Annotated in this window: 13 protein-coding genes; 4 read left to right on the top strand and 9 right to left on the bottom strand. The window is 58.8% G+C overall.

Annotation, left to right across the window (positions count from 1 at the left end; genetic code table 11):
- Positions 1 to 7 precede the first annotated feature (7 nt).
- Positions 8 to 2,332: an ATP-dependent Clp protease ATP-binding subunit ClpA gene (clpA, locus tag ACR0KL_RS13335; RefSeq protein ID WP_170460457.1), complete on the top strand. Its 2,325-nt coding sequence runs from the start codon at positions 8 to 10 to the stop codon at positions 2,330 to 2,332.
- An 83-nt stretch (positions 2,333 to 2,415) separates the two neighbouring features.
- Here the strand turns inward: clpA and ACR0KL_RS13330 are convergent, their stop codons facing one another.
- From ACR0KL_RS13330 to ACR0KL_RS13315, 4 genes are all read right to left on the bottom strand, one after another.
- Complete coding sequence (locus tag ACR0KL_RS13330) at positions 2,416 to 3,057, bottom strand: phosphotransferase (RefSeq protein ID WP_170680340.1); 642 nt, start codon at positions 3,055 to 3,057, stop codon at positions 2,416 to 2,418.
- A 111-nt stretch (positions 3,058 to 3,168) separates the two neighbouring features.
- Entirely contained in the window at positions 3,169 to 4,848 is a 1,680-nt protein-coding gene (locus tag ACR0KL_RS13325; protein WP_170680338.1) for a peptidoglycan -binding protein, read from the bottom strand.
- Positions 4,849 to 4,851: 3 nt separating this feature from the next.
- A complete protein-coding gene (locus ACR0KL_RS13320) occupies positions 4,852 to 6,030 on the bottom strand; it encodes a biopolymer transporter ExbB (protein WP_170680336.1) in 1,179 nt (392 codons plus the stop codon).
- Between the two features lie 68 nt (positions 6,031 to 6,098).
- The gene (locus ACR0KL_RS13315; RefSeq protein ID WP_170643156.1) at positions 6,099 to 6,629 is read right to left on the bottom strand and encodes a gamma-glutamylcyclotransferase; all 531 of its coding nucleotides are present in this window, start codon (positions 6,627 to 6,629) and stop codon (positions 6,099 to 6,101) included.
- A gap of 67 nt (positions 6,630 to 6,696) precedes the next feature.
- On the opposite strand from ACR0KL_RS13315, the gene ACR0KL_RS13310 reads away from it, so the two are divergent.
- Positions 6,697 to 7,698, top strand: coding sequence for a DUF2125 domain-containing protein (locus ACR0KL_RS13310; RefSeq protein ID WP_480777143.1), 1,002 nt, complete (start codon positions 6,697 to 6,699; stop codon positions 7,696 to 7,698).
- Here ACR0KL_RS13310 and ACR0KL_RS13305 read toward each other — a convergent pair.
- From ACR0KL_RS13305 to ACR0KL_RS13290, 4 genes are all read right to left on the bottom strand, one after another.
- The gene (locus tag ACR0KL_RS13305) at positions 7,695 to 8,543 is read right to left on the bottom strand and encodes an extensin family protein (protein ID WP_170680334.1); all 849 of its coding nucleotides are present in this window, start codon (positions 8,541 to 8,543) and stop codon (positions 7,695 to 7,697) included. The genes ACR0KL_RS13310 and ACR0KL_RS13305 overlap by 4 nt on opposite strands.
- On the bottom strand, positions 8,540 to 9,460 hold the full coding sequence (locus ACR0KL_RS13300) for a prephenate/arogenate dehydrogenase family protein (RefSeq protein WP_170680332.1): 921 nt from the start codon (positions 9,458 to 9,460) through the stop codon (positions 8,540 to 8,542). Before ACR0KL_RS13300 ends, ACR0KL_RS13305 begins: the two co-directional genes overlap by 4 nt.
- Complete coding sequence (hisC, locus tag ACR0KL_RS13295) at positions 9,457 to 10,542, bottom strand: histidinol-phosphate transaminase (protein ID WP_170680330.1); 1,086 nt, start codon at positions 10,540 to 10,542, stop codon at positions 9,457 to 9,459. Before hisC ends, ACR0KL_RS13300 begins: the two co-directional genes overlap by 4 nt.
- Before the next feature lie 64 nt (positions 10,543 to 10,606).
- Positions 10,607 to 12,022, bottom strand: a complete 1,416-nt coding sequence (locus tag ACR0KL_RS13290; protein WP_170680328.1) for an aminotransferase class V-fold PLP-dependent enzyme — start codon at positions 12,020 to 12,022, stop codon at positions 10,607 to 10,609.
- Between the two features lie 102 nt (positions 12,023 to 12,124).
- Here ACR0KL_RS13290 and ACR0KL_RS13285 point away from each other — a divergent pair, with 102 nt between their 5' ends.
- A complete protein-coding gene (locus ACR0KL_RS13285) occupies positions 12,125 to 12,586 on the top strand; it encodes an Lrp/AsnC family transcriptional regulator (protein WP_170374590.1) in 462 nt (153 codons plus the stop codon).
- Between the two features lie 2 nt (positions 12,587 to 12,588).
- Here ACR0KL_RS13285 and ACR0KL_RS13280 read toward each other — a convergent pair whose 3' ends face one another.
- Positions 12,589 to 13,419, bottom strand: coding sequence for an SDR family oxidoreductase (locus tag ACR0KL_RS13280; protein WP_480777142.1), 831 nt, complete (start codon positions 13,417 to 13,419; stop codon positions 12,589 to 12,591).
- 155 nt (positions 13,420 to 13,574) lie between these two features.
- Between ACR0KL_RS13280 and ACR0KL_RS13275 the strand changes: the two genes are divergently transcribed.
- The gene (locus ACR0KL_RS13275; protein ID WP_480777141.1) at positions 13,575 to 14,483 is read left to right on the top strand and encodes an AraC family transcriptional regulator; all 909 of its coding nucleotides are present in this window, start codon (positions 13,575 to 13,577) and stop codon (positions 14,481 to 14,483) included.
- The last annotated feature ends 9 nt before the right edge of the window (positions 14,484 to 14,492 follow it).

Genomic DNA, 14,492 nt, shown 5'->3' with positions numbered 1-14,492 from the left:
CACCCGCGTGCCTTCATTCTCGAGCACTTTGGAACAAGCCATTCACGCAGCTCTGGCAGCGGCGAATGAACGGCGACATGAGTTTGCTACGTTAGAGCATCTACTACTGGCGTTATTGGAAGAGCCTGACGCAATCCGGGTCATGAAAGCCTGCAGCGTCGATCTGGACGAATTGCGCAGCACATTGGTCGAATTCATTGATGAGGATCTGTCGAACCTCGTCACCGATATCGACGGGTCCGAGGCCGTGCCAACGGCAGCATTCCAGCGCGTCATCCAACGCGCGGCCATTCACGTGCAAAGCTCGGGTCGGACCGAGGTCACAGGCGCGAACGTACTGGTCGCCATCTTCGCCGAACGCGAAAGCAACGCCGCTTACTTCCTGCAGGAACAGGACATGACCCGGTATGACGCGGTCAATTTCATTGCGCACGGCGTCGCGAAAGACCCGGCCTATGGTGAAAGCCGCTCGGTCTCAGGCGCGGATCAGGTCGAAGATGAAGTGCAAGCCACTGCCAGCGACGAAGATCAAAAAGAAAGCGCCTTGGGTAAATATTGCGTCGATCTGAACGCCAAATCGCGCGCAGGCGATGTGGACCCGCTGATCGGTCGCGCCGATGAGGTCGAGCGCTGCATTCAGGTGCTGTGCCGCCGCCGGAAGAACAACCCGCTGTTGGTAGGCGACCCCGGCGTGGGCAAGACGGCGATTGCCGAAGGTCTGGCGCATAAGATCGTTGCGGGCGAAGCCCCTGATGTACTGTCGAACACCACCATTTACTCGCTCGATATGGGCGCTTTGTTGGCCGGAACCCGCTATCGCGGCGATTTCGAAGAGCGTCTCAAAGCGGTCGTGACCGAGTTGGAAGATCACCCCGATGCGGTGCTGTTCATTGACGAAATCCACACCGTGATTGGTGCCGGGGCGACCTCGGGCGGGGCCATGGACGCATCCAACCTGCTGAAGCCTGCGCTTCAGGGGGGCAAGCTGCGCACTATGGGTTCGACTACCTACAAAGAATTCCGTCAACACTTCGAAAAAGACCGCGCGTTGAGCCGTCGGTTCCAGAAAATCGACGTGAACGAGCCTTCGGTTGAAGACAGCGTGAAGATCCTGCGCGGTCTGAAGCCCTATTTTGAAGAGCATCACGCCATCAAATACACAGCGGATGCGATCAAAACCGCTGTGGAACTCTCGGCGCGCTATATCAATGACCGTAAACTGCCGGACAAGGCGATCGACGTCATCGACGAAGCGGGTGCCGCGCAGCATTTGCTGGCCGAAAGCAAGCGTCGCAAGACAATCGGTGTGAAGGAAATCGAGGCCGTCGTCGCCAAGATCGCCCGTATCCCGCCGAAGAACGTCACCAAGGACGATGCGGTGGTTCTGAAAGACCTCGAAGCTTCGTTGAAACGGGTGGTCTTCGGACAAGATGACGCCATTGTGGCCTTGGCCAGCGCGATAAAACTGGCGCGCGCCGGGCTGCGGGAACCTGAAAAGCCCATCGGCAACTACCTGTTCGCCGGTCCGACCGGTGTGGGTAAAACCGAAGTGGCCAAACAGCTGGCCGACAATCTGGGCGTGGAGCTTTTGCGCTTCGACATGTCGGAATACATGGAGAAACACGCGGTCAGCCGTCTGATCGGGGCGCCTCCGGGCTATGTCGGGTTCGACCAGGGCGGTCTACTGACCGACGGCGTCGACCAACATCCGCATTGTGTACTGCTGCTCGATGAAATCGAGAAGGCGCATCCGGACGTGTTCAACATCCTGTTGCAGGTGATGGACCATGGCGAGCTGACCGATCACAATGGCCGCACAGTGAACTTCCGTAACGTGGTGCTGATCATGACTTCGAACGCGGGTGCACAGGAACAGGCGAAGGCCGCCATCGGCTTTGGCCGTGACCGTCGCGAGGGCGAAGACACCGCCGCGATCGAGCGGACGTTTACGCCGGAATTCCGCAACCGTCTGGACGCGGTGATCTCGTTCGCGCCGCTACCGAAAGAGGTCATCCTGCAGGTGGTCGAGAAGTTCGTTCTGCAGCTTGAGGCGCAACTTCTGGATCGCGGCGTGACTATCGACCTGACGCCCAAGGCCGCCGCATGGCTGGCCGACAAAGGCTATGACGACAAGATGGGCGCCCGTCCTCTGGGCCGCGTGATCCAGGAACACATCAAGAAGCCTCTGGCCGAAGAGTTGCTGTTTGGCAAACTCGCCAAGGGCGGTGTTGTTCGTGTCTCGGTCAAGAAAGGCGATCTACACTTGGATATCCTCGGCCCCGATCAGCCGCGTATTCCGGGCAACAAGCCTCCACTTTTGACGGCGGATTGATTGCAGATCATCGAATCAGAAAAACCCGCCAGTGTTTGGCGGGTTTTTTCATGTCGAAAACCCTTGTGGTCAAAGTCCGTTTGTCACAGCCCAGTTTGGATTTGACGCGCTGAAGCAGTATTGGCGACGGCCCATTTTCCCCGAACCGCCCAATAGCCGGATAGCAGGCTGGACGCATGGCGCATTCCTAGCTGACCTTGAAACAACGCCGACAGCACAGCGATGCTCAGATCGCGGGCTTTACGCAGCCTCCCCGCTTTGGTCGGCCTAAAGTACTCAAAATCGATGAACCTGATCTGCTGCCCGTCCCAGCACATATCGCGAAAGGCAGGGCGGCCATGGGCAATATCTGACGCATGAAGCCGCGCCAAGGCCCGGCCTGCGGCGCGACAGGCTGTTTGTTTTTTGAAAAGCTCACGGGAACGATCACCGCAAAACCGGGTCAGGCTGAGACCCGCATCCTCGACGGCGATGAAATCCGAACCCTCGGCCAAGATGCGCGGCACCGGCACGCCTTTGTTCCACAAATAGCGATGCGACGTCCGATCCCTGGCAAACGCCGCCTGAGGGCAGCCTTTGACCAGCCAGAGAAGGGGTGCAAAGCGCTCAACCCGTTTAAGCCAGAACTTGTCTCCGCCCGCGGTCTGGCACAACACCACCCGTCGGTATGAAGCTCGCAAAACCGTTTCAACCGTTTGGTACAGGTCTGCTACCCTATGGGCCACGCGCGTCTCCTCTCAACCTATGACAGTAATCTAGGTTTGAGGTGGGTGTGTTTCATCGGGTGCAGGCGGCAAATCCAGATCGCAAAGGCGGTTTTTCGCCACGCGAGGGCCTTAGCGCTCAGTCAGTTTCAACTCAATTCGCCGGTTCTGTGCCCGCGCCTCGGGCGTGTCTTCCGGGTTGACAGGCTGGAACTCTCCGAACCCGTTGGCGGCCAAGCGATTGGGTGGAATGCCCAGCGCTTCGACCATATAGCGCACGACGGAGAGCGCCCGCCCCTGGCTCAGTTCCCAGTTGTCGCGATACCGACCCGACCCGGCCAAGGGCACGTTGTCGGTGTGGCCATCCACCCGGATCACCCAGTTCAGACCTTCCGGGATTTCGGCAGCAACTGTGCGGAGGATCTCAGCGACTTTGGCGACCTCCTGCCGGCCTTCCAGCGACAACACGGCAGAACCTGTGGCGAACAGCACCTCAGAGGAGAACACGAACCGGTCGCCTTCGATCCGCACGCCATCCTGATCACCCAACACATCGCGAAGGCGGCCGAAGAATTCCGACCGGTAGCGTTGCAAATCCTCGGCCTGCGCCGCGAGTTCCTCATTCTGTCCGGCCAGTGCTTCGGCCTCAGCCTCTAGGCGTTGACGCTCGGCCTCTTCCAGCAGGCGGCGGCGGCGTTCCTCGGATGCGGCGCGGGCCAGAGCCGCGTTCAGGTCCTGCCCCAGAGACTGGATTTGAATTTCAGCGGCCGTATTGCGGTCCTCGTAGTCATCCAGCAGCGCCTGAAGCGATCCCAATTGTCCGCGCAATGCTGCGATTTGCTGGTTCAACAAAGCGGCCTCGCGCTGCGCCTTTTCTGAGACCGCTTGTTCCGCCGAAAGCGTCTCGCGAGCCACGGCCAGCAATGCATCGCGCTGTTCCGCCAAGGAACGCTGGGATGCTGCGTCTTCCTGCGCCTCGGCCTGCGCTGCCAGAGCGGCCTGCAACTGGGCCTCCAGCTCTTCCGCATTCAACTCGCCAAACTGTCGTTCCAGTTCTGCGCGGGCTGCATTTGCTGCGGCCAAAAGGGTCAGGGTATCCTCAGCCTCCTTGCGCTGCGCCTCAAGCGCTAGGGTCATGGCGGTCAGTTCCGCATCGGCGTTCTGCAGGCGATCCCTAAGAGCTTCGGCAGCGGCGGCCTCTGCCAGCCTGCCAGCCTCTTCTGCACTTAGCTGATCTTCGAGTTGAGCAATCTGCGCCGCGCGTTCCTCACCGCTTTGTTCCAAATCTGCGACCAGAGCCTCCAGCGCCTCACGGCGGGCTGCAGCAAGGCGGGCGGCTTCGGCTTGGGCGTCGATTTCTTCGCGGCTTTGCGCCAAGGCCTGATTCAGACTTTCGCGTTCGCCCAAAAGATCCGCCCGTTGCGTCTCAAGCGCCGCAATCGCGTCTTGCGCCCGCGCCTGGTCAGCCAACAGCGCCGCAACCTGAGCCTCAAATCCGGTAATCTGGCTTTGCGCCTCAGCCAGACTATCTTCCGTTTCGGTCAGTGTGGCATTCAAGGCCCCCAACCGCGCTTGCAGGCGGCTATTCTCACGCTCTTCCAACCCTAAAGCACCAGCCAGCGCAGCAACTTCATCCGCGAGGGTCGTCAGCTCATCCTCCTGACCCGAGATCGTCTCACGCAGCACGAATTGGATGACCATGAAGATGGTCAGCACGAAGGTCAGAACCATCAACAGACCCGTCATCGCATCGACGAAACCGGGCCAGACAGAGCCCTGGAACCGTTGACCAGTGCGGCGGGAGAGGGCCATTGGTTATTCCCCCTCGTGCGTGGTTCGAACTGCGCCGCGTGGCAGGGTCAGAGCCTTCACTAGCAGTTCGATATCCTTGCGGAATTCGTTCATGCTGTCCTGACGACCGGCAGAGATCTCTTCGAGGATGCGCAGCAACTGAACATCCATCGACCGCAGGCGCATCCGGCTTTCTGCATCGACGCCCTCGCCCGCCCCATGTTCGCGCATGTGATCCAGCAAGGCGTCCTGCCCCAACGCAACACGCTCCAACGCGGCAGCAACGCCTTCGTTATCCGCCTGACGCTGGTTCATTTGCCCTATGACAGTGACCAATTGACCAAGCTTATTGGACACGTCGGCCCGCTCGGCCTCCTGCGCCGAGAACAGATCCTGTAGTGCGTTCATCTGATCCGACATGGCGTCCAGAACAGGCGCCAGAACGGCGACCTCAGCCCCACCGTCCTCGCCCGAGGCGAATCCGACCCGGGTGATGCCCGACAGCCATTCCTCAAGCTCGCGGTAGAAACGGTTCTGTCCGTGGCCAGCGAAGACCTCCAACAGGCCCACGATCAATGACCCGGCAAGGCCCAGCAAGGAGGAGCCAAACGCAACGCCCATCCCCTGCAGTTGCGCCTCAAGGCCCGTCATCAGACGGTTGAAAACGGCCAGCCCCTCTTCCCCTTCTTGCGGGTTCAGGCTGCGGATGGTGTCGACAATGGCGGGCACCGTGGTAGCGAGGCCAAAGAACGTCCCCAAGAGGCCTAGATAGATCAGAACGTTGGTGATGTAGCGCGTGATCTCACGCTCTTCTTCTACCCGTTCCGCCACCGAATCCAGAATGGACCGGGTCGAGGTGGAACTGATCTGCGACCGCGCACCGCGTTCCCGCAGCAGCGAGGCCAATGGCGCAAGCAATTGAGGGGTGCGCGCATCCTCATGCACCACGCCGCCCACAAAGGCCTCGATCCAGCGAACCGAGCCGATCAGCTGCGCGACCTGATAGAAACAGGCAAACACGCCGATGATGAACACCAGCAAGATGAAGCCGTTCAGATAGGGATTCGCAAAGAAGACCGGCAGCACATAGGGCAGCGCAAGAAACACCCCGAGGCCCGACAGGCCGATTGCGATCAGCATCAGAAGAATCTGCCTGATCGGTTGCGAGAAATGCGGTCTCGCGCCCTGTTGTGCCTGCGCCATGCGCGTTATTCCTGGTTCTGCCTGCTCTGGCCTGAATCTAGCGAAAAGACGCCGATGACGCCAAGGGTTTATGCGGTGATGCTGCGCACCCGTTGCGACAACCACTCAAGATCGGGATCGTGCAGGCCGATCTCGGCCAGATGCTCGGTGGTGTTATACAGATATTCAGTGTTGGGACCGCGCCCGCCAACGGCATGAGCGATGATCTGCGCCTGTTCTTCCAAGGGCATGCCGCCGCAATATTGAACGTGATCTGCATCAATAACATAGGTCACGGCATTTACGACCTCACCATTGTCCAAATGCACGTCCAGCATCTTTTCGACATAGGCCGACGAAATCAGCTCGCGCTCACGCAGTTCGTGTAGGGTGCGGTCCTCATGCCCAGCTTCCACGGCCAGCGCCAAACCTTTGCACTGCGCCTCAGGCTGTTCGTCCAAAGCCAGCACAAGGCCGGGGTGGTCCTCGGTGCCGCGATGGTGGATCGAACTCATGCAGAAAGAGCGCGCATATCCGTGCAGCATCGCAAGCTCGGTGCGTGCCACGGGAAAGCCCGGGTTCCACAGTAGCGATCCATATCCGAAAACCCACATCGTCATTGCTCTGGTCCTTGCCCGTTTGGGCCTATAAACATCAAATCCGAGGCAGGAAAAAGGGCCAATGCTCATGCGTCGTCTGATACGAGTGTTCATTTTTATCGCCATCGCATGGAGCGCCTATTGGTTCATCGCGGGCTATGGTCTGCGCAATGCGATCACCAGCTGGTTCGATGCCCAGCAGGCGCGCGGCTGGCAAGCCGAATTCTCAGGCGTTGAAACGGCGGGCTACCCGACACATCACACCACCCGCTTAAACAACCCGGCGCTGGCCGATCCAGTCAACGGCACCGCCTGGAGCGCCGATTGGATCGAGTTTCAAAGCCCCGCAATCTGGCCCGGTCGTCAAACCCTGAGCTTTGCCGATACGCCTCAGCGCCTATCCTATTTCGACCAGACCGCGACGATCGAGGCCAAGGCTTTGCAGGCCGAGTTGGAACTACAACCCGGTGTCGCATTGGTGCTTGAGAAGATGGCCCTGACCGCTGGCCCCTGGCTGATCAGCGAAGACAATGAGGCACTGGCGGGCGGTGGTACCCTCAGCGTCATCATGGAGCAGACCACTGCGCCCGAAGCTTATGCGATCACGGCGCAAATTGACGGATTCACCCCCGGTGAGGATTTGCGTGCGCTGATGCAATCGGCGACCTCGCTCCCCCAGCGGTTCGAGACGTTGCAGTTGGATATGCTGACCACCTTCGACAAGCCTTGGAACCGGAGTGCGCTAGAGGACAGCCGCCCTCAGCCCGTCGCCATCGACCTGAACCTGGCCGAGGTCAAATGGGGTGAGTTGCGCCTGTTTGCAGCCGGTGAGTTGGATGTAGACTCACAGGGTATCCCGACCGGAGAGATTGCGATCAAGGCCGAGAATTGGCGCGACATGATCGCAATGGCAAATGCAGCTGGCGCCCTGCCCGATCAAGCCGTTGACCCGGTGACCCGCGCGCTCAACTTTCTGGCCGGACTGGGCGGCAACCCGAACGCGCTGGACCTGCAACTAAATTTCCGTGACGGGTTCGTGGCTCTGGGGCCGCTCCCTCTTGGCCCGGCCCCACGTCTTATCCTGCGCTAGCGGCAGTAGGAGCCCTTGCGATACCGCGCCGTATCCAGATGAAAATGGTCCCGATGATACCTGTCTGAATTGGGTCCCAACACGGTGCCAAACGGCCCGCAGGCCCCGCGCCATATCTTCTTGAGTTGCTTTTGTGAGGGGTTCTTGCGCCATCCGTTTAGGACGGTCACGACCTCTCCATCCGCCATGACAAAGCCGGAAATATCTATGGCGCGGCCCTTGCCATGCTCAGAGACTCGCGCGCCTTTTTGGTTGTTGCGCGTCCGGCAAGCATAGTGCGCAGCAACCTGCAGCTGGACCACAGGACCACGACGCTTGAACGTCGGTTTGACGGTTTTGTCGACCCATTTGTTCAACGCAATGGCCGTGCCGCAATCCATCGTCGAAGCCCGGCTCAGCGTCACCCCTGAGACCGAGGTGATCTGAACCGCATCTTTGACCCCGCAGGCCTTTGTTTTGCTGGAGACACGCCCGACAGGTTTGCCTTGTATCGCTATATCACCGCAGACCGACCCTTTGCGCAGTTTGCGCTTTTTGAACAGCACCTCCTGCTCCAATGATTTGGGTCTGAGATAGGGCATCAAAGAGGTATCGGGACCGAGCAGCGGCAAATCCGCCGGACGCGCTGCTGCAGCGATCAGCTGAGGCGACTCGGGCCGTGTTTCGGGGCGCAGGTTCGGGATGGTCAGAGGCGCTGCGGCCCGGCTGGAGATCGCGACGATGCCAGCAGTTTCGACTGCTGCGCTGGGGCGCGCAATTGGATACAGCGATTGCTCGGGTGCTGCGGCTTGGGTGGATGTGGTCCAAAGCGCGGCCACAAATGCATATCGCAAAACCTGTTTCATGACCCTGCCTTTCCCCGGCCAAAGTCCGGTGCGTCGGTATCCTGACCCGCATCAATAATCCCACGCCGGATCGCACGGGTGCGGGTGAAATAGTCGAACAGATGCTCTCCGTCCCCGGTGCGGATCGCACGCTGCAGGGCGAAAAGCTCTTCGGTGAAGCGGCCCAGAATCTCAAGCGTCGCGTCCTTGTTGGTCAGGAACACGTCGCGCCACATGGTTGGGTCCGAGGCCGCGATGCGGGTGAAATCCCGAAAGCCCGCAGCCGAGTATTTGATGACTTCGCTATCGGTCACCCGACGCAGATCATCGGCAACACCCACCATCGTATAGGCAATCAGGTGCGGTGCATGAGATGTCACGGCCAGAACCAGATCATGATGATCCGCGTCCATCTCATCGACATTGGCCCCCATGCCTTCCCACAACGCCCGCAACTGGGCGATTGCGTCTGGGTCCGATCCTTCGACCGGCACCAGCAGACACCAGCGATTGTCATAAAGCTCGGCGAACCCGGCCTCAGGCCCCGAATGCTCGGTCCCGGCCAAAGGGTGCGCCGGGATGAAATGCACGCCTTCGGGGATATGGGGCGACACGGCCTCGATCACGCTACGTTTGACAGAGCCGACATCCGTCACCGTTGCCCCCGGCTTCAGCATCGGGGCGATGTCCTGTGCGACCGCGCCCATCGCGCCGACCGGCACACAGAGGACGACCAGATCCGCGCCCTCTACCGCCTCTTGCGCGGTGTCGCAAACCCGGTCACACAAGCCGATCCTGCGGGCTGTGTCTCGGGTGGCCTCAGAGCGCGCGTAGCCGGTAACTTCACCAGTCAGACCTGCGCGTTTGATGGCCCAGAACATGGATGAGGCGATCAGGCCCAGCCCGATCAGCGCAACACGGTCGTAAATCTGGCTCATGCTGCACCCTCTTTGAATGTGGTGATGGCCGCGACGACACGGCGGCAAGCTTCCTCATCGCCCACGGTGATCCGCAGCGCGTTTGGCAGGTTGTAGCCCGCAACGCGCCGCACAATCAAACCCTGCGATTTTAGGTAGTCATCGCAAGCCTCAGCCTCGGCCTGATCGGCAAAGCGCGCGAGGATGAAGTTGGTGAAAGACGGATCCGACGGGACGCCAATCTTGGCCAGCTCATCCGACAACCATACCCTCAGGCGCGCGTTTTCAGCCTGACAGAAGGACAGGAATTCGACATCATTCACAGCCGCTTCGGCCGCAGCCAGCGCGGTCAAAGACAGGTTGAACGGTTGGCGCACCCGGTTCAGCACGTCGATGATCGACTGATGCGCATAACCCCAGCCCACGCGCATTCCGCCCAGCCCATAAACCTTTGAGAAGGTCCGGGTCATGATGACGTTCTCATGGTCATCCACAAGAGACGCCCCGCCATCGAACCCGTCGACAAACTCGGCATAGGCCCCGTCGATTACCATCAGACAACTATCCGGCAGACCTTGCGCCAAACGCTCAAGTTCCTGCTGCGAGATCATGGTTGAGGTTGGATTGCCGGGGTTGGTAACAAACACGATCCGCGTCTGCGCTGTAATGGCTGCCAAAATGGCATCCACATCGACCTTGCGCTCGCGCTCGGCCACCATGACCGGCGTGGCGCCCGCCATCCGTGCGATGATCGGATACATGGAAAACCCATGTTCCGTATAGATCACCTCATCCCCCGGCCCTGCATAGGCCTGAGCGATGAATTGCAGCACTTCGTCACTGCCCACACCGCATATGATCCGCGCCGGGTCCAGACCGTGACGAGCGCCCACCGCTTTGCGCAGGCTGGCGTGGTCGGTGCTGGGATAGCGATGCAAGGTGGCGGCGCTGTCGCGCACCGCCTCAATCGCTTTGGGGCTTGGACCAAACGGGTTTTCGTTGGAGCTCAGCTTGATCACATGCTCAACACCCGCCACATGCGACTGGCCGCCTTGATACAGCGCAATGTCCATAATGCCGGGTTGAGGGGTAATCTTGGTCATGAGAGGCTCCGTTTATTGGGCCTCTCATACCTGTCTCAACGCTTTCAGAAAAGCAGCAATTCCATCATGCGGCTTTGAAGCGCGCAGTCGCCGGGTCGGCATTGTAGAACGGCGCGAATTCTTCGGTCCGGCGGGACAGGTCATTGACGCTGTCGATGATGAACTGAACCGTTTCCTGGCGCATCAGATACGAGAAGTTCAGACGCACCCATCCGGGCTTTTTCATCTCTTCACCGGCGGTCAGAGCGGCGTGCAGCTCCTCTGACGCGGCGCGATCTATACCCAGAAGCCGATGCGCGTATGGCCCAGCACAGGCGCACCCTCCGCGCGCCTGAATGCCGTATATGTCGCTGAGCATACGTGTGAACAGTTGCTGGTGCACCGGTAGCCCTGCATTGTCGCGCACTAGGAAGGAAAAGATCGGCAGTCGATGTGCATTTTCCACCCCAAGCAATGTCAGGTTCGGGTTGTCCTTCCACCCCTCCAGCGCCATTTGGTTATATTGCGCTTCGCGGCAGGCGATCTCATCTGTTCCGACGACATCCTTGACGATGAAGGCTAGTGCCGCGCGGATATCCCCGATCACGTTGGGCGTTCCCGCTTCCTCTCGCGTTGACAGGTTTTCGCTATAGTCGTGACGCCAAGGCGAGACGAAACTCACCGTCCCTCCGCCTGGCCAACTGGGACAACGACGCTGTACAACGCTCTGGTTCACGACCAGCACGCCCGACGCCCCCGGCCCGCCCGGAAACTTGTGCGGAGACACCACGATCGCATCTTTGCGCGCATCCGCAGGCCCCATGTCCATCGGCAGGTAAGGCCCGCCCCCGGCATAGTCCCAAACGGCCAAAGCGCCATGAGACTTGAGCAAACGCGTCACCGGATCGGGATCGGTGATGATCCCCGTCACATTGGACGCAGCTGAAAATGACCCGATCACCAGATCCGCATCGGCGTAAGTGTTCAGCGCCTCCTGCAGCGCGCGCAGATCAACGCCCCCTTCAGCCGCTTCCGGAATCTCAACCACCAGAGCCTTGCTCTCGCGCCATGGCAAGATGTTCGAGTGATGCTCATAGGGACCGATTAGGACAACCGGTTGATCAGCTTCCGCCACCCCGAGCAGACTGACCAACCGGTTGAGCCCCGCCGTGGCACCGGACCCGGTAAAGATCACCGCGTCTTCTCCCCTCGCGCCAACAAGGCGGGCTATCTCATCGCGCGCTTCGCGACGCAGGCGGGTCATGTAGGACCCGCAGAAGGAGGCTTCGGTGTGGCTGTTGGCATAAAATGGCAACACGTGATCGGCCACAAAGCCTTCGACCTGTCGCAACGCGCGACCCGAAGCAACGTAATCCGCATAGACAAGCGGCACGTCCCCCTGCAGACCCGGGATCAGAACATTCTCTCCGATCAGCCCGTCGCGCAGGTGGAAATTGTGAGTGGTGGAACAAAGATCCGCACGAAATTTGGACAGGGTCATAGCATTGGCTCCTTACTGTAAGTCCAATGTGATCCATTCGAACTGTGGAAACATTATCATTCTTTGCGTAGAAATCAAAAATTTTGTGTCATATGATTAGATATGAGTCAAAACTTAGATCAAATAGACACTCACATCCTGAGAGAGCTTCAAAAAGACGCCACCCTTTCGCAGCGCGAGCTGGCCGATCGGGTCGGGCTGTCCCAGAACGCGTGTTGGCGCAGGTTGAAAGCGCTGAACGAAAACGGGGTTCTGATCGGGTCAACTGCGCGCATTGCGCGCGAGACTTTGGGGTTGAACCTCGTTGTCTTCGTCATGCTGCGCACCCGACATCATTCAGCCGAGTGGCTGCAGGCGTTTCGCCGCCATGTTCTGACCATCCCCGAGGTTGTGGATTTCCATCGGATCGGCGGTGACTATGACTATCAACTGAAAGTCGTGACCCAGGATATGGCCTCATATGACAAAGTCTACCAACGCCTGATCGAGAAGGTCGAGCTGGACAGCGTGACCTCTTATTTTGCGATGGAAGCGATCGCCGAAGGGCGACCACTTCCGATCTGAACTCATGCCAAACCAAGCATCGCTTTCATGCCGCCGATAAAAGTTGCGTCGTCCAAAGCCTTGCGGTTGTCCAGGTATTCAACGGCATCTTCGCCGGCCCGATAGCGCAAAGTGTCAGTGTCGTCCGTCACGGCGGTCAAAATGACATCGGCGACAACACTCGGCGGCGACGTTCGCGCTGCCATCTCTTCCGAGCCCCACGCGCTGAACAAGGCCTGCACGACAGGTTGATACTCGGCCATGCTCTCGTCATTGACGAAATCAAACGAGCGGCCACCAAAATCGGTAGCAATCAGACCAGGCTCGACAATCTTGACCTTTATACCTGCCGCAGCAAGCTCGTAGTGCAGAGACTCTGACAGGCCTTCAACCGCGAATTTTGTGCCGTGATAAAGCGTTCCAAGGGGGAAGGTAATTTGTCCACCAATGGACGAGATATTGACGATACAGCCCGAACCATTTGCGCGCATATGCGGTAGAACGGCTTTTGTCACAGCCAACAACCCGATGACATTGGTATCGAATTGCCGCCGGATACGCTCCATCGGGAAGGCTTCTAGCGGGCCGTAAGCGCCGTAGCCGGCGTTGTTCAAAAGAACGTCAATCTGACCAAACCGTTCAATCCCCCCGGCAACTGCGGCCGCAATTGAACCCTCCTCGGTGACGTCAAGACGTGTGACCAGAACATTCTCGAATTGCGTAAGCTCAGCTTCCTTGCTGGGGTTGCGCATGGTGGCAATGACATTCCAGCCCCGCCTGTGAAACAGCTCAGCCGTAACTCTGCCAATACCCGATGAAGCGCCAGTTATGAGGATAGTCTGTGCCAAGGTCATTCTCCGCAATTGTTAGCCTGACCACTAGATAGGTTAGAAAACCGCGATGCGCCTGCCGAATTCTCCTCAATATCTGCCTAATTCTCTGACCGTCAGGATTCTGGCTAGCACTGACCTCTTGCGCGAAATATGCTGAATGAGGCAGTGGGGATACCATGACACAACATGATTTAGTTGAAAAAATCTGCGAAGCTGTGGGCGGACGGGCAGAACACGCTGCTTTCTACCCGACCGCATTGGACGGTTTCGGCCTTCTTCATGATGTCAAAACGAAATCAATAGAAGCGCAGGTGTATGAACCTATTGTCTGCCTAGTTCTACAGGGGAAGAAAGAAACACGTATCGGCGATCGCCTTGTTCACTTCGGTGCAGGCGACTCTCTGATCGTCAGCCATTCACTTCCGGTTTTGGCCGCTGTCACCGAAGCAAGTCGGGAAAAGCCCTATGTCGGCCTCGTATTCTCTTTGGACTTGACCATCTTACGTGGTCTCTACGACTCTGTCGGCTCAGAACCTACTGAAATCGAAACAGTCCAAAGCCTTGCCGCATCAAAAGCCTCGCCCGATCTGATTGACGCCATGGCTCGCCTGTTTCACGCCAGTCAAAACCCTACGGACGCAAAAATTCTCGCACCGATGATCAGCCGTGAAATCCACTACCGACTCCTACAAGCAGATCACGGTGGCATGTTACGGCAAATGCTATGGCGCGACAGTGCCGCCAGCCGTATCGCGCGCGCAATAGACATCATTCGCGCGGATTTTCGAACAGCCCTGCCCGTCTGCGATCTGGCACAAAGCGCTGGGATGAGCGTTTCTGCCTTTCACGCCCATTTCAAAACGGTAACAGCCACCTCGCCGCTACAATACCAAAAAGACCTTAGGCTACTGGAAGCCCGAAGGCTTTTGTCGCACGGTTCGCTGAGTGTATCGCAGGCGGCTTTTGAGGTTGGCTATGAAAGCCCGACCCAGTTTAGTCGGGAATACTCGCGCAAATTCGGAGTGCCGCCTCGTCAGGACATCGGGTCAAAATGCATAGCTGAGAACCTAAAAAGGGCGCGCTGAAAGCGCGTC

The sequence above is a fragment of the Ruegeria sp. C8 genome (genome assembly GCF_056537565.1).
Note: the sequence above shows the minus strand (reverse complement) of the source record. Positions and strands in the feature narration are given on the sequence as shown.

Bases quoted from the DNA above. Each gene is read 5' to 3' on its own strand.
- ACR0KL_RS13290 (WP_170680328.1), bottom strand. From the start codon at position 12,022: ATGACCCTGTCCAAATTTCGTGCGGATCTTTGTTCCACCACTCACAAT.
- ACR0KL_RS13310 (WP_480777143.1), top strand. From the start codon at position 6,697: ATGCGTCGTCTGATACGAGTGTTCATTTTTATCGCCATCGCATGGAGC.
- hisC (WP_170680330.1), bottom strand. From the start codon at position 10,542: ATGACCAAGATTACCCCTCAACCCGGCATTATGGACATTGCGCTGTAT.
- ACR0KL_RS13320 (WP_170680336.1), bottom strand. From the start codon at position 6,030: ATGGCGCAGGCACAACAGGGCGCGAGACCGCATTTCTCGCAACCGATC.
- ACR0KL_RS13315 (WP_170643156.1), bottom strand. From the start codon at position 6,629: ATGACGATGTGGGTTTTCGGATATGGATCGCTACTGTGGAACCCGGGC.
- ACR0KL_RS13300 (WP_170680332.1), bottom strand. From the start codon at position 9,460: ATGAGCCAGATTTACGACCGTGTTGCGCTGATCGGGCTGGGCCTGATC.
- ACR0KL_RS13305 (WP_170680334.1), bottom strand. From the start codon at position 8,543: ATGAAACAGGTTTTGCGATATGCATTTGTGGCCGCGCTTTGGACCACA.
- ACR0KL_RS13280 (WP_480777142.1), bottom strand. From the start codon at position 13,419: ATGACCTTGGCACAGACTATCCTCATAACTGGCGCTTCATCGGGTATT.
- ACR0KL_RS13325 (WP_170680338.1), bottom strand. From the start codon at position 4,848: ATGGCCCTCTCCCGCCGCACTGGTCAACGGTTCCAGGGCTCTGTCTGG.
- ACR0KL_RS13285 (WP_170374590.1), top strand. From the start codon at position 12,125: ATGAGTCAAAACTTAGATCAAATAGACACTCACATCCTGAGAGAGCTT.
- ACR0KL_RS13275 (WP_480777141.1), top strand. From the start codon at position 13,575: ATGACACAACATGATTTAGTTGAAAAAATCTGCGAAGCTGTGGGCGGA.